We start from the raw sequence: 24,329 nt of genomic DNA, 5'->3' as shown, positions 1-24,329 counted from the left end.
GGCAGAGGTTGTACGAAATGTCGTCGTTAGTGCTTTTAATGTGAAAAACCGGACTCCTAAAGGAATCCGGTTTGTGTTTGCATTATTGATAGATGGAATTAGATTAGAACTTAGTAATCTGCCATACGACAGGAGTCCGCTTTATTTGTTCTCCCAGCCACTCTGTTGCGATGCTCTGGAACATCTCGGCGTCACCTGAGCAAAAAAACTGATGAATCGGCATATCTTCACCGCTGGAAAGTTGGCCTTTGTCATACAAAATCGTGCTGATCTCCCGGGCCGTTTCATCTGCGGAGCTAATCAGTTTCACTCCTGGCCCCATGACCTTCTGTATCGTATCCACTAGGAATGGATAATGGGTGCAACCGAGAATCAGGCAGTCTATCGTTGATTGTTGAATGCCGTAAAGAGAATCCTGTACGACCTTAAACGAGTCAGAGGATCGGAACAAGCCGTGTTCAACGAGTGGTACTAACGCGGGGCATGCTTGGCTTTCTACCTCCACATAAGGTGACAGCTGTTTAAGCGCCGCCGTGTAAGCACCGCTGTTTATCGTTCCTACCGTACCGATTACACCGACATGCCCGGTCTTCGTTGCACTGATCGCCGCGCGGGCTCCCGGATGAATAACGCCAATCACCGGAACAGACACTTTTGCTGAGATATAATCAAGCGCCGCTGCAGTTGCCGTGTTGCACGCGATGACAATCATTTTGGGATCATATTGAAGTAAGTAATCTACGATTTGTTCCGTAAATAAACGGACTTGTTCCTTGGTACGGGGTCCGTAGGGTGCACGGGCAGTATCTCCGAAGTAAATAATTTTCTCTCTTGGGAGCTGTCTCATCACTTCTTTAACAACAGTCAGCCCACCTACACCCGAGTCTAGTATTGCGATTGCTTGCTGCACGAACACACCGCTTCCTTCTTGTCATTATTCTTATCATTTAGCTGTGTTACCATATGTCGTTTCCACATGAAACGTACCTAGATCTTAACCCAATTCTGCCTCTTCTTCAACTTTGAGAGGATCTGGGCACAGTGTATTTCAAGGCATTGTCCACAGAATGGAAAAGATCACCCGGCCTCGAGAGTCATCAATTATCGTATACTATAAAGGTTATAGAGCCTACAAGAGAAAGACAGGTGAACTACGATATGCTTGGCAGATTGGAATTACAAGAAGCCGCTGAACAATTCATCTTTCGCTGTTACGAAGAGCTGAACCGGACACCCGAAGAGGCGGAAGAAAGAATCGACAATATCCGGAACGAAATCGAACGAACCGGTACATATGAACATACTCTTCAAGAACTAGAACACGGTGCGAAAATGGCTTGGCGAAACAGCAATCGATGTATCGGAAGATTGTTCTGGGACAAACTCCGCGTCATAGATGCCCGCAATTGCAGGGCAACTGAGGATTCAGCATCCCAGCTTCTTCATCATATTAACAGCGCCACTAACGGTGGAAAAGTCATACCCACAATTACCGTATTCGGTCCTTCAACTCCGGGACAGGACACGATCCGGATCTGGAACCATCAGCTTATCCGCTATGCGGGCTACGAAACACCCGAAGGAATCACCGGAGATCCGGCCTCCATTTCATTTACACAACAATGTCAGCAGCTCGGCTGGTCCGGTGCTGGAACTGAATATGACATCCTGCCCCTTGTCATTCAGAGAGGGGAAGATACACCAAAATGGTATCGCATTCCCGAGGAAGCCGTCCTGGAAGTTCAGTTAGAGCATCCTGATATTCCTTCATTCTCCTCTCTCGGACTGCGGTGGTATGCCGTGCCCATCATTTCGGACATGTCTTTGGAAGTTGGCGGGATTACCTACCCTTCGGCACCTTTTAACGGATGGTACATGGGAACGGAGATCGGGGCGCGCAACTTAGCGGATACTGATCGCTATAACAAGTTGCCCCTTCTGGCCGGGCTTATGGGATTGAATGTTAGCAGCGAAACAACACTGTGGCGTGACCGGGCGTTAGTCGAGCTGAATTATGCCGTTCTCTATTCCTACAAAAAGGCCGGCATCAGCATCGTTGACCATCATACCGCTGCGGCGCAGTTCCGTACCTTTGAGGAACGGGAGGACAGAGCAGGGCGTGAAGTTACGGGAGACTGGACATGGCTCATTCCCCCGGTATCTCCGGCAACTACCCATATTTTTCACAAATCATATAAAGATGAAATTCAAAGCCCTTCCTTTCAATATACGAAAACACCTTATTGACTGATGCCAATACGAAAAGCCGGTTATGCGAGCTGTTAGAAACGTTACATCATAAACCTCCGATATCCTCTTAAGATGGGGTGTCCCAAAAGGCCGTTGACCTGGGACACCCCCTTAGTCTGTTATGAGACGCTACGCGTACGAATCATTCCTCCAATCTCTCTAATCATTCGATAGTTAATTTTTATTCCAGAGGGGGATTTTACCATTCTAGACGAGAATATATTCATATCATCTGGGTAGATGTAAGGTGTGATTCAAAAATAATAACGGAATCCGAGGAGATAATTATGGGTGAGAAATATTCAAATGCGCTGTCCAGACCTTTAAAAATGTTAACAGTTCTCGCGCTCACCGCTGCGCTATCCGGAAGTTTCATCGGGACGGTCCAGGCCGATCGCTCTCCATGGGAATATGAAGCAGCCAGTATGACTAAATACGGCCCCCCTACATCTGTGTATTTTGACAATCTCAATATTTATGTGGGCAGGCAGCCAATAAACCATAAAGGAACGGTCATGGTTCAAGCGGAACCGCTGCTAAAAAGTCTTGGGTATCAAGTTACATGGGATGTTACAGAGAAGAAACTTACCGCTGAGCAAGCCGGAAAGGTTTCCCTTACATTTTGGGCGCAGCGTACTGAGGCGGAAATAGATGGCCAGTCCGTTCACACTCTCCCCGCGGCACCATTTGTGCACGAGGACCAGCTTTGGATTCCTCTCCGTTTTACTGCGCAGAGCTGTGGATTAGCGGTAACCTGGACTGCAAAAGGGTCTTTTGTTTCAGTCCGTGATCCCAATGCCCAGATTCATTTACGTGTCGGAACACAGGCAGATAATGAGAATACCGGGCAGCCCTCCGCCCTTATTCAATACATGAAAGAAAACTGGGAAACCAATGTTCAAATTAACCTCACAAGCCCCAAAGACTTCTCCAACAAAACTAAAGTTAAAATTGCGGCAGGGGACATGGATTCATTAATGCTGCTTGGCGACGCCTATGAATTTCGAGATGATCTGCTGGAGTCGATAGCTCTGGATCTAAGTGAAAGCCTTCAGTCCTATCCATCCTTAAAAGAGCTTACTGATGCTTCCAATATAGCCGTGCGTAAAATCGGCGGAAAAGTGTATGGTATCCCAAGACCCTCTGATCTTAATGATGCCCCCTTCCCTGCTCTGCGCCAAGACTGGATAGATACACTGGGAAGCAAACAGCCCGTAACAATGGACGAAATGTTTAACTTACTGAAACAATTTGTGAATAAAGATCCCGATGGGAATGGCAAAGGCAACACAATTGGCATGTACGGATATGTGAACGCTAATAATCTGGGCTCCCTCGCATGGGTAGAGCATACGTTTACTGGAAGTCCGGAACGGTTCAGCATTTCAGAATCGGGTACCGTCGTAGATCATGCGTTAAGCAAAGGCCAGCGACAAGCCTTGGAATGGCTGACCCGTGCGTATGCCCAAGGACTTATAAACAAAGATTTTGCCACGATTGATCCCGAGACGGCTATGGAAGGAGTTAAGAAAAAAAATGTCGGCCTTGCAGTGCTGAAATTCGATGAGGCTGCCAAACTAACCCTGGACAAACAAGGTAGCTGGACACCGCTATCAGGACTGAAGGCTAGTAGCAATGCACCGGAGATTGCTCCTTGGAATTCTGCAGGCGGCGGTATGTACATCGTATCAAGGATGGCGAAAGTGGACGCCGTAAAGGTGCTGGAATGGCTGGACCGAGGAATTGAGATGTCGGAAACCGGCAAATGGGCGGAAATTGAGGGATTGAAAGAAGGAGACCGCTCCGCCATTCAAAATCTGTTCGGCCGTAACGACCTACTGAAATCCAACGCTCTGCTGAATGACCTTGCCCCTGAAACACAGAAATTGTATAAAGAAGCAGCCACTCGCTGGCATAATATCTCCTATAAAGGCCAAACACTGCCCGAAGCCAACCTATTGTGGAGCCAGGGTCAGCACACCGAGTTCATTCACAAACTGAACGACATGAAAATTAAAGTCATTATGGGGAAAGTTTCATTGAGTGAATGGGACGAATACGTTAAGAAAATGGCGAGTAGTGAAGATTATAAGACCATGATCAGAGACTTCAACAAGCTGATTCATTCAAAGTAAGTAAAACAGCCCTGAAAAATCCGTTTCCCGGATTCAATCAGGGCTTGCTTAATTAACGGTCTAACTACACTTCTTCTTCATCCTTAATAATCACATCGTCATCGTTAAAAGATGATACCTGGACAGTTCCCTCTTCATTAGCGACCCAGCCTTCTTTTTTGTTCCGCCATGTCTGAATGTCAGAGATTACGCCTTCAGCCCGATCTGTTACCACGCCAATCAGATTGATTCCCTGTTCGCCTACTTTTCCGGCAACCTCCTGAACCTTACCTCCGACCTGGCGAGCGCCGTCCGCAATATCCTGACGCAATTCTCTGCCGGATTTTGGTGCCAAAAGAAGTGCAGTCACAGAGCCGGCAATACTTCCGATCAAAGCTCCCCACAAAAGACCCTTGCTCTTCTCTTTCATTGTTCATCTCTCCTTCTTTGTCTAATCGGCATGCCCGTCACCTGACTTGGAAGTGCGGCGGTTCCACGTGTACCAGAGTGTCATACCTGCATCGAACCAACGAAATACTTCACCGATGCAGCGTTCGTTCTCCAGACGGGCCCGTTCCATATGCTCGACTGCAGCCAGCGATGCCCGCTTGCTGACCGAATGCACAGCATTGGCAGTTTTCACTACAACAGAGGCTGCCTCGCTAATGGATATCGCTATGGATTCACCTGCCGCCAACTGACGCTGGATGCTATCCAAAGATACCGAGGCCCGCTCCAGCACCCTTGAGGCTTCCCTCGACAGCTGTGTGCATTCGCCTTCCAGCTTTCCAAGCACTGCCTCAGTGCGAAGCAGCATTCTTCTGACCGGCAGCATAATACCTATAGTCGCGGCAGCAATTAACAAGATGCCTACAGCAACAGCCAAGGCGCTCCATTCCGCCATATGTCCACCCTCCCTAATGTCCGGCTGACCGGGCGAATGCCTAGTCGCATGATGCATTATAAGCAGGATGGGCTTGTATTGACACAAGGATTGTATTTTTTTTATGAGGAGGTACTGCCTGCTCTCCAGATGAACCAAAAAAAGCCCCGCACAGTAATCTCCTGCGCAAAGGCTAATTAAGTAACGATGATATGTAACTGTGTGAATGCTGATTATATCATGCGGTTTAAAGTTCCTGCTTGAGATAATCACGCACATTCACTGCAAACTGCTCCAGTACATCAGGAAGAACGGATGACAGCGGGTGAAGGGTGTGGCGTTCCCAATCATAATATTCCTGAACGAGCGGTTTACGCAGCCGTACCAGTTCGAGCAGCACAGTATGGACCTCACTTGTCATCACTTTTTCTTCATGAGTAATATCCATAATGTCCTCGTAGCTACTAGCATCCCTCATAATAAAGCCATCGATCAGATAACTGCCTACATCTGTCACAACTTCAATCGCCAAATGAAGAGCCCGCTCCTGGACTAATCCGAATATGAGACCCCCGTCCCAAGATTCAACCGCCTGTCGCAGCCCACTGGCAATTTCGGGAATGGCGTTTAGACGCCGTTCAATTTGTTCCTGGTTAACATAATACACGGCTGATCTCCTCCAGCATGTCTTATATATGATCTACAAAAGTGTTCAATGTAAATATGATTAGTAACCGTAATTATATTTCGAAATCCACACTAATCGAGGATTCTTTTACTTCGCTGATATAACGAATGACTTCCTGGTGTACAGGATGCACATTATACGCCTGTAAATCTTCAAGTGAATCCACCTCCGTGATCAAAGCCAGATCATACGACCGCTCCGAGCGGATGATATCACTTCCTACCTCAAGAGAGCGGAGCTGGGGGATCTTACCCTGCATATCTCTCAGCACCTGAACGGTCCGTTCGATGTTGTCCGTTGTCGGCTCTTTCAATTTGAAAAATACGATATGTTTAATCATGCTCTGTTCCTCCGTCACTGAAATGTTATGTTTCCTATTCTATCATACCTTTACCCACCGAAAAAAGAAATCGCTGTCATCAAGAAGGCCTCTGCACATTTAGTGGATTCAGTGCTTACGCCTGCCCCATCCGTTCTATCATGTTTCGTGCGATCCATATTCCCGCTGCTCCAGCCTGAGCCAGACCACGGGTTATTCCAGCGCCATCTCCGCCGCAATACAGTCCCTTGATCTCAGTCTCAAACGTCTCCTTCAGCTTGGGACGGGCTGAATAAAACTTCGCTTCCACCCCGTAAAAAAGCGTATGCTCAGAGGCGATACCTGGAGTAACCTTATCCAGAGCCTCAACCATTTCCACCAGACTCTTCATCGTATTGTACGGAAGCACAAGACCCAAATCTCCTGGAACAGCCTCTTTTAAAGTCGGCTCCAAAAATCCTTCACGGATTCTGCCTTCCGTAGATCTGCGGCCCCTAAGCACATCGCCATATTTTTGCACGATAACACCCCCGCTTGACAGATCATTCGCCCGTTTGCATACTTCGCGTGCATATTCGTTCGGTTTATCAAACGGCTCCGTAAATTTATGCGAAACGAGCAGTGCAAAATTCGTATTGGATGATCCAAGTGCCGGATCTTTATAAGAATGCCCATTAGCAGCCATAACACCGCTATGATTCTCCACCACCACATGACCGGACGGATTACTACAGAACGTACGCACACGGGTTCCAACCGAGGTATTGTAAATGAACTTGCCTTCATACAGATGTTCGTTAATTTCTCTCATCACGATATCAGAGGTCTCTACCCGGACACCGACATCTACCTGATTGTTATGCATTTTGAGCCTTCGCTTTTTCAGCACACTGCTCAGCCATGCAGATCCGTCACGCCCGGGAGCCACCATGACCAGATCGGCTTCATGAATTTCTCCACCTTTCATGGAAATACCGGTAATTCGGTGTCCGCCGTCCTCCTTAACGGTATTCAAATCTTCCACTTCAGCCCGGAAGACCATATCAATTCGTGACGTTAAATATTCATAAATGGATTGCAAAATCTCCAGATTCTGCTCCGTTCCCAGATGCCGTACCTGAGCACGTAGCAACTTGAGTCCAGCCGCATAACCGCGCTGCTCTATATCCTTAATAGCTGTCGTGGTCGGATCGGTTACAGCTGTAGTAGCCCCATGTTTCAGGTTAATATCATCCACATATTTAATCAATTCAAGTACTTTGGATCCAGGTAAATAGTCCGTCATCCAACCGCCGAACTCCGTAGTAATGTTAAACTTCCCATCACTGTAAGCCCCAGCCCCGCCAAATCCGGCCGTTATGGAGCAAGCAGGCATACATCCGGCGAATTCCTTTCTCCCCGCAGCAGGCGGGCACAATTGAATTTTCTCCTCCAGAATCGGACAGCTTCTCCGGTAAATATTATGTCCCTTGTCTACCAGCAATACCTTGCTGTGTGGTGACTTCAACGTCAATTCATAACACGCGAAAATACCGGCCGGACCCGCTCCAACGACAATCACATCATATTTACTCATCTTATCCCCCTGTATGACTATACTGTTCTGGCAGATGGGCGCTTAAAATTTTCGGCCAACCAATGTAAATATGCAGGCACAAAAAAATCCCAGCTATGAATAGGTATGCAAAAGCACCCCGTTCGTAGCCAGGAATTTACGGTCCCCTGTAGAAACCCCCAAACCATATTTTTAGGGATATACGAATTTGTACCAATTTCCAAGTTAAACACTCATCCATAATTTAAATCATAAATACGAATGCGTCAACAAAAAAAATAAAATATCATTCGTATTTAGAGTCTTGATAAGAGAATGTAATAACGGAATTCGACTATTATGAGGATTAAAAGCGAACATTAGCTAAGAATGGGACAATGAAACACATCTTTTAATTTCCGGGACTAAATCAGTCCCAAAGCCTCAAGTACATGAGATGGAAACAAATGATAGACGAAGCCTATTGAAAGTACCTTGTCGAATATTGTAGTATGGTGGTAAAAAAAGTCGGAGGAATTATGCCTACTAAACCGCAACAAGAAAAACACTCCATCGAGGCGTGGTCCCTGATCAATCGCAAATATTTGGGAAAAGGCGTACGCGTTAAACGTTTCCGTAAGCCAACCCGCTGCCAGATTCGTAACCGCGTACTGCTTGCCATCCTAATGGCCAATGATATTAAATTATCCCAGTTAGCCGAGGAGCTGGGCGTTTCTTCTCGAAGCGTCAGCGCTTGGGTATATGAAGGTCGTATTCCTGGAAAGAACAATCTTGAGAAAGCTTGCGATTATCTAGGATACCCACGTCATATTTTGTTCAGAGAGGAACTGCTGGAGAAGTCGCCGCTGATTTGTCAGCCCGAACCTTCCCGCTTTATGAAAAGAACACTGACACGTTCGCCTGTGAGCAACCGAATACTGACCGGACTTTGCATGGTGCATGATTTGTCCGTTAGCGATGTAAGCCGTTGGATCGGTGTTCATCCAGGAACATTCCGCAAATGGCTGCACCAAGGAACTCTGCCATCCAATGCTTTTCAGGAAAAAGCAGAATTATTCTTCCGTATTCCAAAATCCGTATTGTTCGCTGATTGCGTACTACATCCGGATACGAAATCATCCCGTTAATTCATACAAAAGCTCCGATTCAGGCTTCAACGCCAAGAATCGGAGCTTTTGTCAACTTATACATATTTAGCTCCTCTTAGGGAATACAAGTAACAAACAATTAAAGGAGCAACTACATACATGATAGATAAAGATACGGGTATGGCACTCGGGCTTCTAGCGGGAACGACATTTGGAAGTGGGATTGGATTTCTACTAAGCTGGCATTCCTATAATCTAATTTGGATCGTAACCATTTGCGGCGGAATAGGCGTATTGGCTGGTCTCTGGTTCGCACTTAGATCACACCGTACACGCAGATCGCGACAAAATTAACAAGTTGCCCATCCGTTTAATACCTACAACCTCAACACACCACTCTTTTTCCAGTGCATGCCTCCGTCTGTCGTCTTGTACAGAATGGCTGGTTTCTCACTGTCTAATGTGATCATCCACCCGTGGCTTTCGTCTGCCATAGCGAGCAATTGTCCACTGCTTCCTTCCAGCGCCTGCTTACCGTTCTCCCACGTCTTCCCGCCGTCTGTCGTCCGCCCTACGGTGTTCGGCTTGTCACAAGGCGCACAGTAGCCTCCCATCACGGCTGTGTTCCTGTCCACAACATACAGCGGTCCTGGGGCAACACCCTCGTTCTTAGGCGCATCGGTCTTATCGGGCGAATATCCGGGAGCCGGACCGCCGCCGGCAGTAGAATTAGCGACAACCGTAATCCACGTTTTTCCGCCATCGGATGTATGGAACAGAGAATCTGGTTGTTTATTTTGAACTTCATCACACTGTATTTAATCATAAAGGAATTCCGGTAGGCTAAATGGGGTGATTTAGGCTGCTGGACACCCCTCCTTTAAAAAGGATCACTTAAGGGAGGAATTTTTATGGCAGTAACTGCAATTCCTACATCTTCTGCTAAATGTGGAACAACAACGGATACGAATGTCGGCCTCAATCCCAATACAAATGCCAATGATAAAGTTCAAGCATTTGCTGATGCTTTTAGTTCTGCGGCGAGCACCGCAAGCTCGAATTGCCACAACTTGCCGGGGAAACTCATTCTCGGCCTGTGGGGAGGAGAATCGGGCTGGGCTACCGGGAATACCCAGAAAAACAACCAAAACTGGGCCAACATGACTTACACGAATGACTCGAATCCCCCTGGTAATATCGGTAAAGGTAGTAACGGTTGGGCAAAATTTTGTGGTAGAAATACTTTTGCCACAGGTTTTGCTGGATTCTTGAAGAACAACTCCCGTTATTCTGATTTAATCAAATATCTTAAAGAAACGAGCAGTCCCGACGCCAACTCATGCGCAAAATACATTGCAGATGCTGGTTATGGCGGCTCGGATCATAAGGCTTATTATGATCTCTTGGTTGGATACATGAGCACCCTCTGCAATCGAAGTGACTATTGCTAAGAGAAACTTTCGACGATAGACTAAAAATGCCTGTGACCGCGTGTCTCTCTAGAACACGCGGTCACAGGCATTATATGAGTCAAGCTATAATCCCCTTGAGCCATATACGTAAATATCTATCTCTTTTTGCAGCCAGCTCCCATAGCCTTTTACTTTATAAACTTTCCATTCTTTCAACTTTTTTGGATTCTGAACTGCTAAGAAAAGGTCTTCAGGCTTTTTATCATCTATATAGAACAAAATATCTTTGCTGGATGGAGCATTCTCACCAACCTGAGGCTCATAAGATGGCTTATTTAGTCTTACATAAGTATAGCTAGATGAAACGCTCCCTTCCTGGGTGGCTTCACTATATTTAATAAAATCCAATTCATCTTCAGTTTTCACACGAATGTCGCTATCCACATCTGCGGTCAAAAATCCTCTGTATACTTCATTGTACAACGTTGTTAAGTTATAAATAATCGCCCGATTAGCCTCTTGCCCTGTACTCGAACTTTCTGGATACTCAGTTACAAAAATGTCCTGATCTCTCTGAACAACAATCCCAGTGATTAGGGAAGACTGCTCCTTTTCATCAATGGTTACTGTCTTTGTTTGCTGGTCCCAATTTACATTTTGATTCAAGCCTTCTGCAATTACACGCAATGGAACTAATGTCGTTCCATTTTCAATTTTTACGGCTTCCGAACTGATTTTCTTTCCATTAATCAAGATGGTCACTACGTCTGCAGCATATGCAACATTAACAGCTCCAAAGATAAGCAAAGCAGCAATGGACAATCCCATTTTTTTCATTAAAATCTCCCCCTGACTTAAAAGTATTCGCCCTCAAGATACTACACATGTAATATATTGCACTCATATTCAAGTGTCAACCATAATTAACCATAATTACCTGATATTATTGCAACAAACATCACACATAAATATCACCGCTCGATTTCCGTCAAGGAAAGTGGGCGGTGATTTTTATTGCAAAGAATACCAGTATTCTGGTGCTCATCCTTTACCACTGATTTTTAATCGAGAGAGAAACCTGGTTTTTGCATTTTGATAGTCAAGAAATTCAAGGGGTTTCGAATAAAAAAATACTTTTCCTGACTTTTTGTAGTGTACAAGCCCCTCATTTGCGGTTGTTAAATAGAAACTCTTTCCGTCTATCACGCTGTGCTGTTTCCAAATGTTGCTCTTTAACTTAAATAACCATTCAGGTGAACGTAAAACAATAATAAATCTATCGTTTGCATTTGTAATCTGGGCATCAATTTCGCTGAACAAATCCGATTTTGTATCTAGAAAAACAATGTTAAAAGATTGTTCTGTATTGATTCGCAATGAATGATTGTGTTCAATGACTGCTTTTAATATCGAATAGTCTGAGAGAGCCATTGCCCTATCTATCCGGAATTTAATATAGCCCAAAATAAGAAGAATAATTGACAAATATAGCATTGCGCCTACTGTTTCCAATGTGCCCACTCCTTTTTATCTCCAAAGAATAAAGAGATATTAATTAGCAGCATGATTATTGCAATGCCTAAAACCGTGTATATGGACTCTAAGACGGTTGCATGATAAAAAGGTAAGAAACACTTTAATACTACAACACTAATCAAAATGAAATTTCTAAGAAATGGATTATTATTCAATACTTTAGCTTTACCAAAACATCCGCAAGTGGAACTACCTGTTCTTCTCTTCTTGATCCATAAAAATGTAGTGAAGAAAACTAATAAAGCTATTACTATGAATTCTTTTATAAGAGACGGATAACTGATTGAAGAAGCTATGAAAATTGCAAATTCAAGGATCAACACACTATATGCAGCTAATGCTACCAAATACACAGGTAAAACTTTATAAGAGAAAATTTCGGATTTAAACACGGTGATTTGATTTACTTTTGAAAGAAAAGAGAAAAGGAAAACACTGGCTATAAAAATGTCAAGATAATGAGCGACTACGTGCAATTTCATCACCTTCTTTCCATAAGTCCAGAAGATCATTGACTTGCCGAATAGCTTTGTAACTGATTACTTTTCCTCGAGTGTCAATGAAATACGTTTGAGGAGTTCCTCCTATACCAATATCTACAAATGGTCTATCAGCAAAAGAAATAAGATGAAAATTATAGCCAAGTTGCTCACGAACCACCTCATTATCTTCTTCTGAACCATTTGTTATGAGAAGAAACTCAAAGGGGCTGCTCTCATTAAACATTTTGAGTTCTGGCATCAGTCGGAGGCAATGACCGCAACTTAAAGAGACTGCACAAACTAATCGAATCTTTTCTGATTCTGTTGGAAGTCCTAACAAATCAAGCGGATAATTGCTGCCGGCCGAAAGAATTGAATGATCAAGATTAGACATTTTTATCCCTCCAAATTAAATAATAGATTTATGTGTCTGAATGCATGTGTATCTATGCTTCATAATGTTTTTCATTCATAAAAGCTTTAATACTCTCTCTGAAATGAGATAAGTCTATTTCCATATTTAAATCGTACAAAAGAATTGCGCGAATTATTTTCTCCAATAGCTCTTGTTCCAAATCCTCCTGTTCTTGAGAACTTATCTTCTTCTTTACTTTTTTTATAGCTGGGTAAAATCGATGTATGATGGCCAATAAAGCTTTCTGGTCTCCACTTTGTGCTTCTTTCACCAGATCAATTAGATATTTCTCTGCCTCAATCATTTGTTTCGACCTCCATCTCTTATAACCTGAGCCAGAGCTTGAATAGAATCATTAAGGTTTTCGATTTTTTTCTCAAATCGTATGAGTAAATATCCTGTAATAACAATGGGGAAACCAAAGTTGCTTATTGCCGTTATTAACCATTCTGAGCCATTCATTTTATTTTCCTCCCTTCTATAAAAAGTTCTGGGTAAATAATAGACATTCGCCTTCTGATTTTTTCCAAAGCTGTGTTCCTAGACTTGGATACGGCTTGAGGAGAGATAGATAATATTCTTGAAATTTCTTTATCTAAATAACTCATGGAGTACGTGTACGTAAGAATTTTTTTCTGAGTAATTGTTAGATCAGAGAAGGAATTGAATACGCTTTCATCTGAAATTGAATCAAGAAGGTCCTCAGGGTTCGGGCTTGCATTAACTTCATCATTAATGCTTTGAGGTGAATATTTTTCGCCAAAACTTTGATTATTTTCCTCATTCAATTCCATATCGAAAATTACCGGATTTCGTTCTTCTCTGCGCTCCTTTTTCCTTTGATAATCAATAAAAGCATACTTTATCGTAGAGCTCAAATATTTCGTAAACCTGACTTCAAAATAAAAGTCACAAAATGCATTTTCTAACTGCTTCCAGTATTTCAGGGATTGACCATTTAAGAACAAACTGAGAAGGAGACAATGTTCTGGATATGAAAAAAAACGCTGGACAATAAAATCATTGGAAAATAATAAAAACTTTTGAGGTGATACTGTTATTCTCTCTACATTTGAATGATTAAGTGATGGCCATGATACTGCCATGGGACCTCCCCCTCTCAAATTCAGACTATCTATATATTTACATTGCTGGAAGTTCATAAAAAAACAACCTGCAATCCAAATATTTTAAATTTTGTCTTTTTGAAGGTCATTTTATGTGGATACAAACAAAGAGAGTGAATTATATAGGTCTATGTGCTTATACCATTCTAAGACTAAGGTTATCCTAAAATGGAAATTATTTCATCATTAATAATGATTAGAATTTCATATGAGAATATGAAAAAGCTTGTGACCAAGAAGAGGAGCATCCACCCTCTGCGATCACAAGTTTTTTTTACAAATATATCAATATGGCAGTACTGGTTGTTTTTTGGGGGAGTTCAAACAATGTAGTGAACAAGAGCGATTTAATGGCTCAGGGGCTTGAATACATTTTTTCGTTCTTCAAAAAAAGGAGGTAGGGGAATATGGCAATATTAGAACTCACCGTTCCAAAAGTAGTTACAGCCGAGGGGACTCATCCCGGTAGCATCATTGCTCGTCAAAATTTCACCGTTTCCGTCATTGCTCGTAATTCTAACGGAACAATTGATACTGCTTATAACAGCACTCTGACCGTCTATGCAAACTCAACATCCAGTGACACTGCATTCACAATTGGAACAATTAACATGAGCTCAGGGCGGGGAACGTCTTCAAATCTTAATATTACATCCGTTTATGCAACAGGCAGTTCTCGAAAAATTACCGTGAAGGCATCGAATGGCGACCAGGCAAATAAGCTGGTCGGAGTATGGTTTAAGGGAAAAGCATCCGAATTTAATGATACAACGGTCTCATGTCAAGGAACTTTGCCCTCTCGTTATATTGCGTTGCCTCAGACAGGTCATTGCAGCGATAATGTTATTGTTCATAATACAGGTACAAGTAAATCGGTTACAGCCCTGGTAAAAGATGTGGGACCTTGGGTTCCCTGCGGCACTTGTTTAGCAGATCCATATTGGAATACGGGTACGGTTCCTTGGGCCGAAACCAATAAAGATAAAGATCGCTCAAAATTATGCGGATCGAACTGCAAGTATACAGTGAATGGCGCAATCATTGATTTGAGCAAATTGATCATGGACGACTTGGGTGTCACTGGTACAGCCAACACTAGATCACTCAATAATGCTTTGTGGCGCTGGGCATAAGAAAAACGTCTATCGACGTACCTCCAAGAAGATAAACCGCGCTTAACGATAGTTTTTCTTGTGAGATAAGGATGCTGTTCACTCCAATGTTATTACTTCCTTATCTCTTAAAAATAGGAGGAGCCCCCCTCCTATTTTTCTTTTATATGCATGTGAAGTTCGATATTTGTTATAAAGAAAATACCTCCCGTCATCTCTGATGATTCTGCCGTCACTTCGTAAAAAAAGTTATCATCAAACTTGATTGTTGCTACAGCACGATTATCTGTTTGTTTTTTTATTTGAATGAACTCTTTTTTTATCTCATTATCTTTTTTATAGGCTGGGGGAACTAAATTGGAAGCTTTGATACTAATGAATGTTTCGGCATGTCCTAACCAGGGATGATGACCTTCCTGAAAGGATTTAACCGTCTTTTCTGTAATGTATTCAATCTTACCTAAAGAATAGAATGGAATTTCGCTTACATTTCTATTTTTATAATCATTCAAATTTATTGTGTAGAGCGTGGTTACTATTTCTGTGTCTTCCTTCTGGCTTTCATTCATTTCTTCGTTTGTCGAAAGCGGAATTACAATAGATTTATGAAATGTAAGTTCGCAGGAAACTAAACGTTGCTCAGTATCAAGCTCAACATCAAATACCCCATTGCCATTTGCATCCGAATAGAATGTAAGCTCTCCAAATTCATTCGTGGGCGATTTTATTGCAAGGCTCGTTTTAAAAGTTCCATTCTTCTGCACATCAATCTTTCCCTCAGACAAAAATCCATGTCCATCTTCTATTTGATAAAAAAAGTAATTTTGCTTTAGTCCTTTTACTTGGCCTGAGATCGTGAAATCCAAGCCAGAAATGAGCATAGATTGCTCATCCAGCTCAACAGTTACTTGGTTATCGCTGTTGCTATTGCAACCCGCAATAATAAATAAACTCATGAACATCAGCAATAAAACTTTATTCATACTTTCCCTCCTTTATTCAACTAAATGATCAAAACAGGTTGTTTTTCTAGATAGATAACACACTGTACATTAATAGATTCAAAAATAATCAAAGCGAAAGGATGAGAAAAATGAGTTTATCGGGAAAAAAGATTCTTATTGATGCAGGTCATGGAGGAAGTGATAGTGGTGCCAGCGGTACAGTAAACGGACAAACAAAATATGAGAAGGATTTGGCGCTTCTGTTTGCACAATCAGCAAAGTCGTATATTGAAGGTGCCGGTGCAACTGTTATTATGACTCGCAATAGCGACACTGCCGTCGGAATAAATGACCGATGGAAAAAAGGTCAAGATAACGCTGTTGATGCAGTGATCAGTATCCATTTTAATAGTGGCAGCACTTCTGCTAAAGGTACAGAAACCTTCTATGCACAGACTAGATCTGGTGACAAAGCTTTCGCAGAAAAGCTTCAGAAAAGAGTTGTTGAATACCTCGGAACGAAAAATATTGGAGTAAAAGATGACACGAAAGCCGCCGTTGGCAGTTTAGGAGTCCTTCGTTACCCAACCAACAAAAATTATCCAAGGGCACTGGTTGAAGTTGAATACATTTCGAATTCAGCCGCTATGAAAGTGCTTGATGACCAACCCATGTATGAAGCATCTCTTGATTTTGCAGCAGGAATTTTAAAAGGCCTGGAAGATCACTTTTAAACCCAATCGAACAGCATTGAATAAGTAAAAACGCTTCAACTCATAAAAGTAAAGATGGTTCAGGGGCTTAATTCCCGTTCAAAATTGAACAGGATAAGCCCCTCTCCATGCAATATAAAAATTTATCCAATCGTTTTCAATTTTATCAAAACATGCTCTTTTTTATCTAGTAAAATGTTATGCTTCTCCAATAGTTTTAATGATTCTTAAATATTGAACATCTCCCAGACCGTATTGCGGGAAAAGATGAAATAAATGTTTCAGCAAGTCATCCTGAGACTTATCTAGATGTTTTTTTATATAAGCTGTAATTTCGTTATCTTCCTTTAAATAGTCCAAATAAAGTTTTATTCCCTGATACATGACGGGCATTAGTTGAACATTAGGAATACGATGTTGAATCAAAACCTGTTCATAAATTTCTTTATAACCTTCTAGTCGTATCTCAGTTTCTTCTACATCATAAGTCGTTTCCTTTACCATATGATAGTATACTTTTCCTTTATACCCCATTTGTTTCAAATATGCTAGTACTGTAAGTAAATTCATCTGACAAAACATGTCATCACCAAACCATAAAACAATACATTTGTATTGTTTTTCAAATAGAGGTTTTAAAGTGTTAATGGTAATTTTCTCATAATCCTTTAAAGATACTTGATGTCCTGACGCTCTTATTTTATTAAATTCGTCACTGAATATTGTGGAACAGGTATCATTGGAACACATGGCTTCATTAAAAGGAACGTAGTCGCTTTTCCCCATTAGCTGCTGTGTATAAAACTCTTCATACATCATCTGTCCATTTAAAATATTCAATATATCCTGATCAAACTGACCAGCGATTTTACTCTGTAAAGTTTCAATTTTTAATTTCTGTGAAATATCCAACCTAAAACCCTCCTTTATACCATTCATATTAAGTTTCACATAGGATTGCAGTGGCTGCGGATTTTTTCTAAAGGCATTCGGACTGATACCAAATATATGTTTAAAAGTTCTTGTAAAAGCTTCTTGAGATGAATACCCATATTTAAACGCAATATCAATCGTTTTTTGATTTGTTTGTTTAAGTTCAATAGAAGATAGATATATTTTTCTAAGTGCTATATATCTCTTAATAGTGATTCCTGCCATTCGATGAAACTTGAAAGAACAGTAAAAAGGTGAATAACCCATATCATTGCCTAAGTTCATTAAAGAAAAATCATCAAAAAGATGGTCTTCAATCCAATCTATCATCTCCTGCATCATATTGTTCACCCCCTTTACCCTTGCATTAATGATAAATGAAAAGATAATGAAAGTTTTGATATAAGTTGTTGTTTATTGATGATTTACTACGAGGCAGACGCATATAGCGGTCATTTGACAACTTTAGTGCTGCGGCCGAGAGGACTCGAACCTCCACGCCCTTGCGGGCACTAGAACCTGAACCGCGTACGCGATTGGGATGAATGAGTTATCAGGAAGCCGTAAAAGGAAAAGGCATTATCATGAGCATGTCCCGCAAGGGAACGCCCGCTGATAATACCCCCATTGAATCGTTTCATTCTACGCTAAAGTCTGAAATCAAACCAATTAATCATAAACTCCAACCTTCTGCTCTTTTTCTTATTTGCAAAAAGTTCTTATAAATTCCGTCTCCTTTTATCAAGTCTTCATGCGCTCCCCTTTGAGCGATTCCGCCATTATCAAGCACAATAATTTGATCCGCATGTTGGATGGTCGCCAAGCGATGCGCAATAATAATGATCGTCTTTCCTGCAACTAGCGCACTGATCGCTGCTTGAATTTCATGCTCGTTTTCCGGATCGATACTTGCCGTTGCTTCGTCCAGAATAATAATAGGCGCATCTTTCAGCATCGCTCTTGCAATGGAAAGCCGTTGTTTTTCGCCGCCCGACAACGTTGATCCGCCTTCTCCAACCATCGTGTCATAGCCATCCGGCAATGCCATAATAAACTCATGGCAGCGTGCCTTTTTAGATACCTCCACGACTTCCTCCAAGGTGGCATCCGGCTTTCCGAAGCGGATATTGTTTAGTATGGTATCATGAAACAAATATACCTTTTGGAATACGATACTCATATTTTTCAACAAGCTTTCACTCGTAACCTCGCGGATATTTACTCCGCCGATTTCGATCTGCCCCTGATCCACATCATAAAATCTCGCGATCAGCTTGCATAGCGTTGTTTTCCCGCTTCCGGAAGGTCCGACGATTGCCGTGGTTGTATGTTCCGGAACCGTAAAGGAAACGTCCCGAATCACCTGCCGCCCTTCATAGCCAAACGATACATTCGTGAATTGAATATCAAATTTCTCCAAATGGATTTCTTTACTATGCTTATCCAGAAATTCCGTCTCATTCATCTCTTCCAGCTTGTCCAGCGTTGCGTCAATCACCTTCAATACATGGGAGGCGTTATTCATCGCTTCAACCTGATTAAAGATCACGAATGAAAAAATAACCATCATGATCATCGTCGATAACGGAATGATTTCATTCATCGCCAGCCATGCTGAGACGGCAACGATGCCAGTTGAAGCAGCATGAAGGGAGAGCAGATGCAGGCTATTGTACGGCATATAATTTTTTTCGATTTTGATATTGATCTCTTTGCTCATTTCATACGCCTTATGAATACTATCTTTCGTAACGCCCTGCTGATGATAGGCTTTCACTTCAGGCATTCCCCGAATATACTCAATCGTCGCTGAAATCATGCGATCCTTGACTTGCTGATGAATCGGCGCGTTCTCTTCACTTTTGCTGCGCAGCAATTTTAAGAATAGTGCAGAAAACGCTATGCCTGCAATAGCCACAAGCGCAACTGCATAATGATAAAAAGCCAAGCACAGAACTAGAGTAAATACACTGATGTAGCCGTTTACGATGACATCGATCATCTTCATGCCGTGCATTTCGATAAAGGATAAATCTGTCGTTACAGCCGAAGTAATATCTCCCGCTTTTTTACGATGAAAAAAACCCAATGATACCCGCTTTAAGAGTCCACCAATGTGAATTCGTTGTTCAGCCGTCACTTCATACCCCACACTTTCTTGCGTGGATGCACGAAGATAGCCAAACATAAAACGGCCGGCCACAGCGATCACCATGGAAATGGCGATATACACGATAGAGCTTGTCGCGAGGGACTCCTTGCCATTCATATCTTCCAAAATCAGCTTTAAACTATATGCGGCAATGATGACAGGCAAGGCGGTGAAGAGAGTATGGAAAAAAGAATAGACAAACCCGATATAGATACGCTTTCGCCGAGTACCCGTCCAATTCAGCAACCGCTGGATCGATCTAACCATTGGCATGCACCTCCTTGGCACTGCTGCTCGCCGCCCATGCTTTTGCGCCGATATGGGCCTCCCACATATGCCGGTACAATTCGCATGTCTGAAGAAGCTGGTTATGACTTCCTGTGGATTCAATCTGTCCATGATTGAGCACGATAATTTGATCCGCATGCTGAATCGTTGATAATCTATGGGCAATGACGAACAGAGACTTTCCTTTTGTTAAAGCGGCAATCGACCTCTGCAGCTTCTCCTCATTCTCGGGATCGGTAAAAGCGGTCGCTTCATCCAAAATGATAATGGGAGCATTTTTTAGCATTGCTCTCGCAATCGCTACTCGCTGCTTTTCTCCTCCGGACAGCCTGCCCCCTACCTCTCCGGCAAGAGAATGATAGCCATGCTCTAATTGCTCGATAAAATCATGGCAGCAAGCGGCCTTAGCCGCTGCAATCACCTCTTCATCTGTCGCATTCGGATCGCCGAGCCGAATGTTGTCGATCAAGGAGCAATCGAAAAGAAAATTGTCTTGCGATACGAAGCTGACGGTATTCGCTAATTGATCCAGGGGAATTTGTTTGAGCGGAACATTTCCAATCGAAATCTCCCCGTCCGTTACATCCCAAAACCTCGCAATCAATTTGGCAATGGTCGATTTCCCGCTTCCCGAAGGGCCTACCAGTGCCGTAAAGCTTCCTTCCGGAAACGTTAGATTGATCGAATTGAGCACCTTGTTTTGTGCGAACACTGAGTCTTTCGAAGGCGCTGAATACGAAAAGGAAACATCATTAAAGATTACTCCGTATTGCTCGAATTGGACTTGTTCTGATGCATTCTCCAGCTCTTCTAACTGTAAAAATCCACCCACTTCCATAACGGCATATTCGATCGTCTTCGCGTTATTCACAAATAAGGTGAAGCTCGTGAGCGGTCCAACAATCCCTAAGGATAAAATGAAGCAAATCGCCAGCTCAGAAGGACCCAATGTCCCGGTCTGATACAAATACATCCCGATAGGTACAGTACCGAGCAAGGTTGAAGGTAAGACGGCATTGGAGAAATTCATCAGCTTCCAGGTATTTCGAAACCAGCTCAGCGTATAGTCTTTAAAGGATTGAATGGCTTGCTCAAACTTTTCATAAGAGGACGATGATTGATTGAATGTTTTGATGACTTCAATTCCTTCTACATACTCTACAATGACACTATTGACGTGATTGCTGGATTCCATGTAAGACGCATATTGCTTACTAAAGGACTTCATTAAATAAGCGAAGGCGATTGCTGCAATAGGTACGGTTATCAGGGCTGCAAATGCCATCCGCCAATCGATAAACAGCAAATACGCAAACACGCAAATCGGCAATAAAAGGTTTGAAATGCCTTCAGGGATGATATGCGCAAGCGGCAGCTCGATCGTTTCTACCCGATCGATCATGACATTCTTCAGCTTTCCTACCGATTGGTTCTGTACAGCTCCTAACGGAGCTTTCATTAGCCGTTCAGCAATCCGAACACGCATGGATTCCAGGATTTGATAAGCTGCATGATGAGCTAGCGTCGTTGAAACAGCATGAAAAATGATCTTCACCCCATAGCCCCCAAGACAAACACCAGCCCAAAAAACAATGTCACGAAACTGAACTTCATGAGTCATAAACAAATTAATAATTCGGTAGACGCCGAAATAGGGGATAATTCCTCCAGCAACACTAATGATTGCACACGCTACAGAGAGCGCCAGCCGACTTTTACAGGCATCGGCAAACGACCAGACAATGGAAACCCAATTTGAATTTTTCATTAATATTATTCACATCCGCTAATGATATGTCTTGAATAAAGAAAGCTTGCCAAGCATGTCAAATTGAAACAGGATGAGGACTGCCAAGGTTGATCCGATCCAAAAGGCTCCTATAAAGAAAAAATCCTGTCTCGCCATTAATGATCGGCGAAAATAGGTACGAGTTCGGTAAGCTCCGAAGGCACGCGAATCCATAGAATAGGCCATACGTTCTGCGTGACGTAAGGATGAGGATAGGAGAGGCAGTGCATATCTTTGAGTTCGTTCCATGATTCTGCGAGCCCCTTTCCCTGTATAGCCACGAACCTGGTGAGCCATTTTGACAAGCTGAAACTGCTGCATAAGAATAGGAATGAAACGAAGAACAGCCATTGTACCGTATCCAAAGCGATAGCCTACTCTCCATTGTTGAATGAGCGCGCGAATAAGATCCGCTGTGTCTGTCGTTAAGGTGAATAACAGCGATAGAACGAGCATGGCAAGCAACCTTAATCCTGTAGCTAACCCAAATAATACCCCCGATTCATATACCTCAACGAATCCGAAAGAAAATAATAGTTCCGAGCCTTCGTTGATCTGATCACTGACCAAGAGCGGATACAGAAGAATGAATCCAAGAACAATGAGCAGCATGGGCGCACATACTTTGGCATAACGCATCAATGGAATTCTCCCCAGCACAAGCGTGATGCCTATCGTTAGAATGATAAACAGCAGCGGTGTCCAAACATTGGTCGTCAAAGCCAGGAAAATGGCTGGCGGGCCTATTGCCAATAATTTGCTAAGGGGATTCAGACGATGCAGATAACTCATACAGATACCGCCCGAAATTGCCGTTCGATTTCCACAGATGGCGGCAAGTTCAGGCCTGCTTCGACAAGCAACTCCTTCCGGTCAAACAATGCTTGTACCGTTCCGTGGAAGATTAGCCTGCCTGTCTTCAAAACTACTGCGTGATCGGCATATTCAGCAATCAAGCCCATATCATGCGAGATGATGATGATGGTATGGCCCGTCTCTTGTAATTCCTTCATCAGTTGCATAAGCTGATGTGCATTGCGCCCATCTTGTCCGAATGTTGGTTCATCCAAAATTAGCAGTCTTTGCCCGGTAATGAGCATGGAAGCTGTGCTTAAACGCCGTTTCTCGCCATGACTTAATTGAAATGGATTGGCGTCGATATATTTCTTAAGCCCAAATCGATCCAGCATCTGTTCAACTCGTGAGTAAATTTCATCTGGAGACAGCTGCATACCTTTCAGTCCAAAGGCCAGTTCGTCGAACACTCGATTCGTGACAAATTGATGTTCAGGATTTTGAAAGACATATCCAATCTCTTTCGTTATGTTATGTACAGACCATTCCACAAGATCGCGTCCGTGCAAATAGATGACCCCTTTACCCGCCTGTTGCAGCTTGATCATGTAGCGCGCCAGAGTCGACTTGCCCGCTCCGTTCTTTCCAACAATGGCCAGAAAGTCACCCTTGGGCACACACAAATGCATGGGCTGCAAGATGCATTCATTCTTGCGTTTGAATTCAGCCGGCCGGATTTCAATGGCAAGCTCCTTTTCCGCTGCTGCCAGGCCGGGCTGCATGTCTTCCGCAAAGATATGCGCTGTATCTGTATGGTTAGCAGCTTCAGCAATCCTACTAGAGACACTTCCTGTCGCAGCTTGGAGCGCAAGCTCCTCTGTCTCGCCTGTCAAGCGGATCCTTTCCAGCATGCTTATGGTTTCTTTTACGGTAAGCGGACTTTCGGCTACGGCAATCCCCCGTTTCCTTAACTCATGGGTGAATTTAACGCTATATGGCAGCCAAACGCCTTCTTGTATTAATTCATCGTACTTGTGATAAAAAACTTTACGAGGATGACCATCAGCTATGATCCTTCCATTTTTTCCGAGGACCAGGACACGATCCGCTATATCCATTACATCGTCAAGCTTATGTTCGATCATGATAATCGTATAATTGCCGCTCTTTCGAAGATTTCGCAGAACGGCAAACAATTCCCTCGTGCCCTCTGGATCAAGATTTGCCGTCGGTTCATCCAGGACGAGAATTCGCGGCTGCATACATAATACAGAGGCCAGAGCGAGCCGTTGTTTTTGTCCTCCGGAAAGCTTGTCGATCTGCCATTGCCTGAATTCCGACAAACCGGTTTGCTGTAACGCCGCCTCGATTCTCCGCTCCATTTCGCTGGGATCCAGGCATAAATTTTCCATACCAAAAGCGATCTCATCTTCCACTTTCATGGTGACCAGTTGTGCTTCCGGATCCTGAAAAACAATGCCGACTTGTCTTGCCAGTTCCGCAATCGGCGTTATCGATGTATCTTTCCCTCCCACTCGGACGACTCCGCTGAATTCCCCATAAATACTATTAGGAATCAAGCCATTCAAACAGAGCACGAGCGAGCTTTTCCCCGCTCCGGAAGCACCAAGCAGCAAAACCGTTTCATTATTGCCGATCATTACATCTATGCCGTCCAGTACAGGCTTGATTGTTCCCGCATAAGTAAAGCGAACATCGTGCATTTCAATCATG

At 43.1% G+C, this 24,329-nt stretch carries 27 protein-coding genes, 1 pseudogene and 1 riboswitch; of the genes and pseudogenes, 8 read left to right on the top strand and 20 right to left on the bottom strand.

Annotated features, from left to right (window positions below; all coding sequences use genetic code 11):
- Positions 1–103: 103 nt before the first annotated feature.
- On the bottom strand, positions 104–910 hold the full coding sequence (racE, locus tag B9N86_RS07440) for a glutamate racemase (protein ID WP_280174975.1): 807 nt from the start codon (positions 908–910) through the stop codon (positions 104–106).
- A gap of 248 nt (positions 911–1,158) precedes the next feature.
- Here racE and B9N86_RS07435 point away from each other — a divergent pair, with 248 nt between their 5' ends.
- Both B9N86_RS07435 and B9N86_RS07430 read left to right on the top strand, forming a co-directional pair.
- Positions 1,159–2,247 carry a nitric oxide synthase oxygenase gene (locus tag B9N86_RS07435; RefSeq protein ID WP_208918448.1) on the top strand — a complete coding sequence of 363 codons (1,089 nt, stop codon included), beginning with the start codon at positions 1,159–1,161 and terminating at the stop codon, positions 2,245–2,247.
- Positions 2,248–2,537: 290 nt separating this feature from the next.
- Positions 2,538–4,385 (top strand): stalk domain-containing protein, encoded by a 1,848-nt coding sequence (locus tag B9N86_RS07430; RefSeq protein ID WP_208918447.1) that lies wholly within the window; start codon positions 2,538–2,540, stop codon positions 4,383–4,385.
- A 64-nt stretch (positions 4,386–4,449) separates the two neighbouring features.
- Here B9N86_RS07430 and B9N86_RS07425 read toward each other — a convergent pair whose 3' ends face one another.
- The 5 genes from B9N86_RS07425 to B9N86_RS07405 all read right to left on the bottom strand — a co-directional run bounded on the left by B9N86_RS07425 (position 4,450) and on the right by B9N86_RS07405 (position 7,830).
- The gene (locus B9N86_RS07425) at positions 4,450–4,794 is read right to left on the bottom strand and encodes a YtxH domain-containing protein (protein WP_208918446.1); all 345 of its coding nucleotides are present in this window, start codon (positions 4,792–4,794) and stop codon (positions 4,450–4,452) included.
- A 21-nt stretch (positions 4,795–4,815) separates the two neighbouring features.
- Positions 4,816–5,268, bottom strand: coding sequence for a DUF948 domain-containing protein (locus tag B9N86_RS07420; protein WP_208918445.1), 453 nt, complete (start codon positions 5,266–5,268; stop codon positions 4,816–4,818).
- A gap of 226 nt (positions 5,269–5,494) precedes the next feature.
- The gene (locus tag B9N86_RS07415) at positions 5,495–5,914 is read right to left on the bottom strand and encodes a DUF86 domain-containing protein (protein WP_208918444.1); all 420 of its coding nucleotides are present in this window, start codon (positions 5,912–5,914) and stop codon (positions 5,495–5,497) included.
- Between the two features lie 73 nt (positions 5,915–5,987).
- Positions 5,988–6,275 (bottom strand): Dabb family protein, encoded by a 288-nt coding sequence (locus B9N86_RS07410; RefSeq protein WP_208918443.1) that lies wholly within the window; start codon positions 6,273–6,275, stop codon positions 5,988–5,990.
- Positions 6,276–6,390: 115 nt separating this feature from the next.
- The gene (locus tag B9N86_RS07405; RefSeq protein ID WP_208918442.1) at positions 6,391–7,830 is read right to left on the bottom strand and encodes an NAD(P)/FAD-dependent oxidoreductase; all 1,440 of its coding nucleotides are present in this window, start codon (positions 7,828–7,830) and stop codon (positions 6,391–6,393) included.
- A gap of 105 nt (positions 7,831–7,935) precedes the next feature.
- Positions 7,936–8,035, bottom strand: a riboswitch (purine riboswitch).
- A 292-nt stretch (positions 8,036–8,327) separates the two neighbouring features.
- Between B9N86_RS07405 and B9N86_RS07400 the strand changes: the two genes are divergently transcribed.
- Both B9N86_RS07400 and B9N86_RS07395 read left to right on the top strand, forming a co-directional pair.
- Positions 8,328–8,936 (top strand): helix-turn-helix domain-containing protein, encoded by a 609-nt coding sequence (locus tag B9N86_RS07400; RefSeq protein WP_208920148.1) that lies wholly within the window; start codon positions 8,328–8,330, stop codon positions 8,934–8,936.
- Between the two features lie 120 nt (positions 8,937–9,056).
- Complete coding sequence (locus tag B9N86_RS07395) at positions 9,057–9,251, top strand: hypothetical protein (protein WP_208918441.1); 195 nt, start codon at positions 9,057–9,059, stop codon at positions 9,249–9,251.
- Positions 9,252–9,274: 23 nt separating this feature from the next.
- Here B9N86_RS07395 and B9N86_RS07390 read toward each other — a convergent pair whose 3' ends face one another.
- Complete coding sequence (locus tag B9N86_RS07390) at positions 9,275–9,532, bottom strand: WD40/YVTN/BNR-like repeat-containing protein (protein WP_208918440.1); 258 nt, start codon at positions 9,530–9,532, stop codon at positions 9,275–9,277.
- 276 nt (positions 9,533–9,808) lie between these two features.
- Between B9N86_RS07390 and B9N86_RS07385 the strand changes: the two genes are divergently transcribed.
- Positions 9,809–10,348: a glucosaminidase domain-containing protein gene (locus B9N86_RS07385; protein WP_208918439.1), complete on the top strand. Its 540-nt coding sequence runs from the start codon at positions 9,809–9,811 to the stop codon at positions 10,346–10,348.
- An 84-nt stretch (positions 10,349–10,432) separates the two neighbouring features.
- On the opposite strand, the gene B9N86_RS07380 is transcribed toward B9N86_RS07385, so the two are convergent.
- From B9N86_RS07380 to B9N86_RS07350, 7 genes are all read right to left on the bottom strand, one after another.
- Positions 10,433–11,146, bottom strand: coding sequence for a stalk domain-containing protein (locus tag B9N86_RS07380; RefSeq protein ID WP_208918438.1), 714 nt, complete (start codon positions 11,144–11,146; stop codon positions 10,433–10,435).
- 204 nt (positions 11,147–11,350) lie between these two features.
- The gene (locus B9N86_RS07375) at positions 11,351–11,821 is read right to left on the bottom strand and encodes a hypothetical protein (RefSeq protein WP_208918437.1); all 471 of its coding nucleotides are present in this window, start codon (positions 11,819–11,821) and stop codon (positions 11,351–11,353) included.
- On the bottom strand, positions 11,809–12,327 hold the full coding sequence (locus B9N86_RS07370) for a MauE/DoxX family redox-associated membrane protein (protein ID WP_210190648.1): 519 nt from the start codon (positions 12,325–12,327) through the stop codon (positions 11,809–11,811). Before B9N86_RS07370 ends, B9N86_RS07375 begins: the two co-directional genes overlap by 13 nt.
- Positions 12,296–12,721: a TlpA family protein disulfide reductase gene (locus B9N86_RS07365; protein WP_208918435.1), complete on the bottom strand. Its 426-nt coding sequence runs from the start codon at positions 12,719–12,721 to the stop codon at positions 12,296–12,298. Before B9N86_RS07365 ends, B9N86_RS07370 begins: the two co-directional genes overlap by 32 nt.
- Before the next feature lie 52 nt (positions 12,722–12,773).
- The gene (locus tag B9N86_RS07360; RefSeq protein ID WP_208918434.1) at positions 12,774–13,046 is read right to left on the bottom strand and encodes a helix-turn-helix domain-containing protein; all 273 of its coding nucleotides are present in this window, start codon (positions 13,044–13,046) and stop codon (positions 12,774–12,776) included.
- Positions 13,043–13,204: a YvrJ family protein gene (locus B9N86_RS07355; protein ID WP_208918433.1), complete on the bottom strand. Its 162-nt coding sequence runs from the start codon at positions 13,202–13,204 to the stop codon at positions 13,043–13,045. Before B9N86_RS07355 ends, B9N86_RS07360 begins: the two co-directional genes overlap by 4 nt.
- Positions 13,201–13,848: a sigma-70 family RNA polymerase sigma factor gene (locus B9N86_RS07350; protein ID WP_208918432.1), complete on the bottom strand. Its 648-nt coding sequence runs from the start codon at positions 13,846–13,848 to the stop codon at positions 13,201–13,203. The genes B9N86_RS07355 and B9N86_RS07350 overlap by 4 nt, the downstream gene beginning before the upstream one ends.
- Before the next feature lie 428 nt (positions 13,849–14,276).
- On the opposite strand from B9N86_RS07350, the gene B9N86_RS07345 reads away from it, so the two are divergent.
- Positions 14,277–15,002, top strand: a complete 726-nt coding sequence (locus B9N86_RS07345; RefSeq protein WP_208918431.1) for a hypothetical protein — start codon at positions 14,277–14,279, stop codon at positions 15,000–15,002.
- A gap of 131 nt (positions 15,003–15,133) precedes the next feature.
- On the opposite strand, the gene B9N86_RS07340 is transcribed toward B9N86_RS07345, so the two are convergent.
- Positions 15,134–15,964 (bottom strand): hypothetical protein, encoded by an 831-nt coding sequence (locus tag B9N86_RS07340; protein ID WP_208918430.1) that lies wholly within the window; start codon positions 15,962–15,964, stop codon positions 15,134–15,136.
- Between the two features lie 110 nt (positions 15,965–16,074).
- Here B9N86_RS07340 and B9N86_RS07335 point away from each other — a divergent pair, with 110 nt between their 5' ends.
- Entirely contained in the window at positions 16,075–16,659 is a 585-nt protein-coding gene (locus tag B9N86_RS07335) for an N-acetylmuramoyl-L-alanine amidase family protein (protein ID WP_208918429.1), read from the top strand.
- A gap of 177 nt (positions 16,660–16,836) precedes the next feature.
- Here B9N86_RS07335 and B9N86_RS07330 read toward each other — a convergent pair whose 3' ends face one another.
- Complete coding sequence (locus B9N86_RS07330; protein WP_208918428.1) at positions 16,837–17,922, bottom strand: helix-turn-helix domain-containing protein; 1,086 nt, start codon at positions 17,920–17,922, stop codon at positions 16,837–16,839.
- Between the two features lie 200 nt (positions 17,923–18,122).
- Here B9N86_RS07330 and B9N86_RS07325 point away from each other — a divergent pair.
- Positions 18,123–18,245, top strand: a pseudogene (locus B9N86_RS07325) (IS3 family transposase); the annotation flags it as partial.
- Here the strand turns inward: B9N86_RS07325 and B9N86_RS07320 are convergent.
- The 4 genes from B9N86_RS07320 to B9N86_RS07305 are packed head-to-tail and all read right to left on the bottom strand — an operon-like array spanning position 18,245 to position 24,328.
- Positions 18,245–19,990 (bottom strand): ABC transporter ATP-binding protein, encoded by a 1,746-nt coding sequence (locus B9N86_RS07320; protein WP_208918427.1) that lies wholly within the window; start codon positions 19,988–19,990, stop codon positions 18,245–18,247. The pseudogene B9N86_RS07325 and the gene B9N86_RS07320 overlap by 1 nt on opposite strands.
- Positions 19,983–21,779: an ABC transporter ATP-binding protein gene (locus B9N86_RS07315; protein ID WP_208918426.1), complete on the bottom strand. Its 1,797-nt coding sequence runs from the start codon at positions 21,777–21,779 to the stop codon at positions 19,983–19,985. Before B9N86_RS07315 ends, B9N86_RS07320 begins: the two co-directional genes overlap by 8 nt.
- Positions 21,780–21,797: 18 nt before the next feature.
- On the bottom strand, positions 21,798–22,592 hold the full coding sequence (locus tag B9N86_RS07310) for an energy-coupling factor transporter transmembrane component T family protein (protein ID WP_208918425.1): 795 nt from the start codon (positions 22,590–22,592) through the stop codon (positions 21,798–21,800).
- Positions 22,589–24,328 carry an ABC transporter ATP-binding protein gene (locus B9N86_RS07305; protein WP_208918424.1) on the bottom strand — a complete coding sequence of 580 codons (1,740 nt, stop codon included), beginning with the start codon at positions 24,326–24,328 and terminating at the stop codon, positions 22,589–22,591. The genes B9N86_RS07310 and B9N86_RS07305 overlap by 4 nt, the downstream gene beginning before the upstream one ends.
- Between the last annotated feature and the right edge of the window lies 1 nt (position 24,329).

The sequence above is a fragment of the Paenibacillus uliginis N3/975 genome, from assembly GCF_900177425.1.
GTDB lineage: Bacteria > Bacillota > Bacilli > Paenibacillales > Paenibacillaceae > Paenibacillus_AQ > Paenibacillus_AQ uliginis.
This window is presented reverse-complemented; position numbering and strand designations above follow the sequence as displayed.

What these genes read in the sequence shown, in the direction of transcription:
- B9N86_RS07395 (WP_208918441.1), top strand. Translation starts at nt 9,057, where the DNA reads ATGATAGATAAAGATACGGGTATGGCACTCGGGCTTCTAGCGGGAACG.
- B9N86_RS07315 (WP_208918426.1), bottom strand. Translation starts at nt 21,779, where the DNA reads ATGAAAAATTCAAATTGGGTTTCCATTGTCTGGTCGTTTGCCGATGCC.
- B9N86_RS07400 (WP_208920148.1), top strand. Translation starts at nt 8,328, where the DNA reads ATGCCTACTAAACCGCAACAAGAAAAACACTCCATCGAGGCGTGGTCC.
- B9N86_RS07430 (WP_208918447.1), top strand. Translation starts at nt 2,538, where the DNA reads ATGGGTGAGAAATATTCAAATGCGCTGTCCAGACCTTTAAAAATGTTA.
- B9N86_RS07340 (WP_208918430.1), bottom strand. Translation starts at nt 15,964, where the DNA reads ATGAATAAAGTTTTATTGCTGATGTTCATGAGTTTATTTATTATTGCG.
- B9N86_RS07425 (WP_208918446.1), bottom strand. Translation starts at nt 4,794, where the DNA reads ATGAAAGAGAAGAGCAAGGGTCTTTTGTGGGGAGCTTTGATCGGAAGT.
- B9N86_RS07365 (WP_208918435.1), bottom strand. Translation starts at nt 12,721, where the DNA reads ATGTCTAATCTTGATCATTCAATTCTTTCGGCCGGCAGCAATTATCCG.
- B9N86_RS07350 (WP_208918432.1), bottom strand. Translation starts at nt 13,848, where the DNA reads ATGGCAGTATCATGGCCATCACTTAATCATTCAAATGTAGAGAGAATA.
- B9N86_RS07370 (WP_210190648.1), bottom strand. Translation starts at nt 12,327, where the DNA reads ATGAAATTGCACGTAGTCGCTCATTATCTTGACATTTTTATAGCCAGT.
- B9N86_RS07320 (WP_208918427.1), bottom strand. Translation starts at nt 19,990, where the DNA reads ATGGTTAGATCGATCCAGCGGTTGCTGAATTGGACGGGTACTCGGCGA.
- B9N86_RS07335 (WP_208918429.1), top strand. Translation starts at nt 16,075, where the DNA reads ATGAGTTTATCGGGAAAAAAGATTCTTATTGATGCAGGTCATGGAGGA.
- B9N86_RS07345 (WP_208918431.1), top strand. Translation starts at nt 14,277, where the DNA reads ATGGCAATATTAGAACTCACCGTTCCAAAAGTAGTTACAGCCGAGGGG.
- B9N86_RS07385 (WP_208918439.1), top strand. Translation starts at nt 9,809, where the DNA reads ATGGCAGTAACTGCAATTCCTACATCTTCTGCTAAATGTGGAACAACA.
- B9N86_RS07380 (WP_208918438.1), bottom strand. Translation starts at nt 11,146, where the DNA reads ATGAAAAAAATGGGATTGTCCATTGCTGCTTTGCTTATCTTTGGAGCT.
- B9N86_RS07435 (WP_208918448.1), top strand. Translation starts at nt 1,159, where the DNA reads ATGCTTGGCAGATTGGAATTACAAGAAGCCGCTGAACAATTCATCTTT.
- B9N86_RS07410 (WP_208918443.1), bottom strand. Translation starts at nt 6,275, where the DNA reads ATGATTAAACATATCGTATTTTTCAAATTGAAAGAGCCGACAACGGAC.
- B9N86_RS07355 (WP_208918433.1), bottom strand. Translation starts at nt 13,204, where the DNA reads ATGAATGGCTCAGAATGGTTAATAACGGCAATAAGCAACTTTGGTTTC.
- B9N86_RS07405 (WP_208918442.1), bottom strand. Translation starts at nt 7,830, where the DNA reads ATGAGTAAATATGATGTGATTGTCGTTGGAGCGGGTCCGGCCGGTATT.
- B9N86_RS07305 (WP_208918424.1), bottom strand. Translation starts at nt 24,328, where the DNA reads ATGATTGAAATGCACGATGTTCGCTTTACTTATGCGGGAACAATCAAG.
- B9N86_RS07310 (WP_208918425.1), bottom strand. Translation starts at nt 22,592, where the DNA reads ATGAGTTATCTGCATCGTCTGAATCCCCTTAGCAAATTATTGGCAATA.
- B9N86_RS07360 (WP_208918434.1), bottom strand. Translation starts at nt 13,046, where the DNA reads ATGATTGAGGCAGAGAAATATCTAATTGATCTGGTGAAAGAAGCACAA.
- B9N86_RS07420 (WP_208918445.1), bottom strand. Translation starts at nt 5,268, where the DNA reads ATGGCGGAATGGAGCGCCTTGGCTGTTGCTGTAGGCATCTTGTTAATT.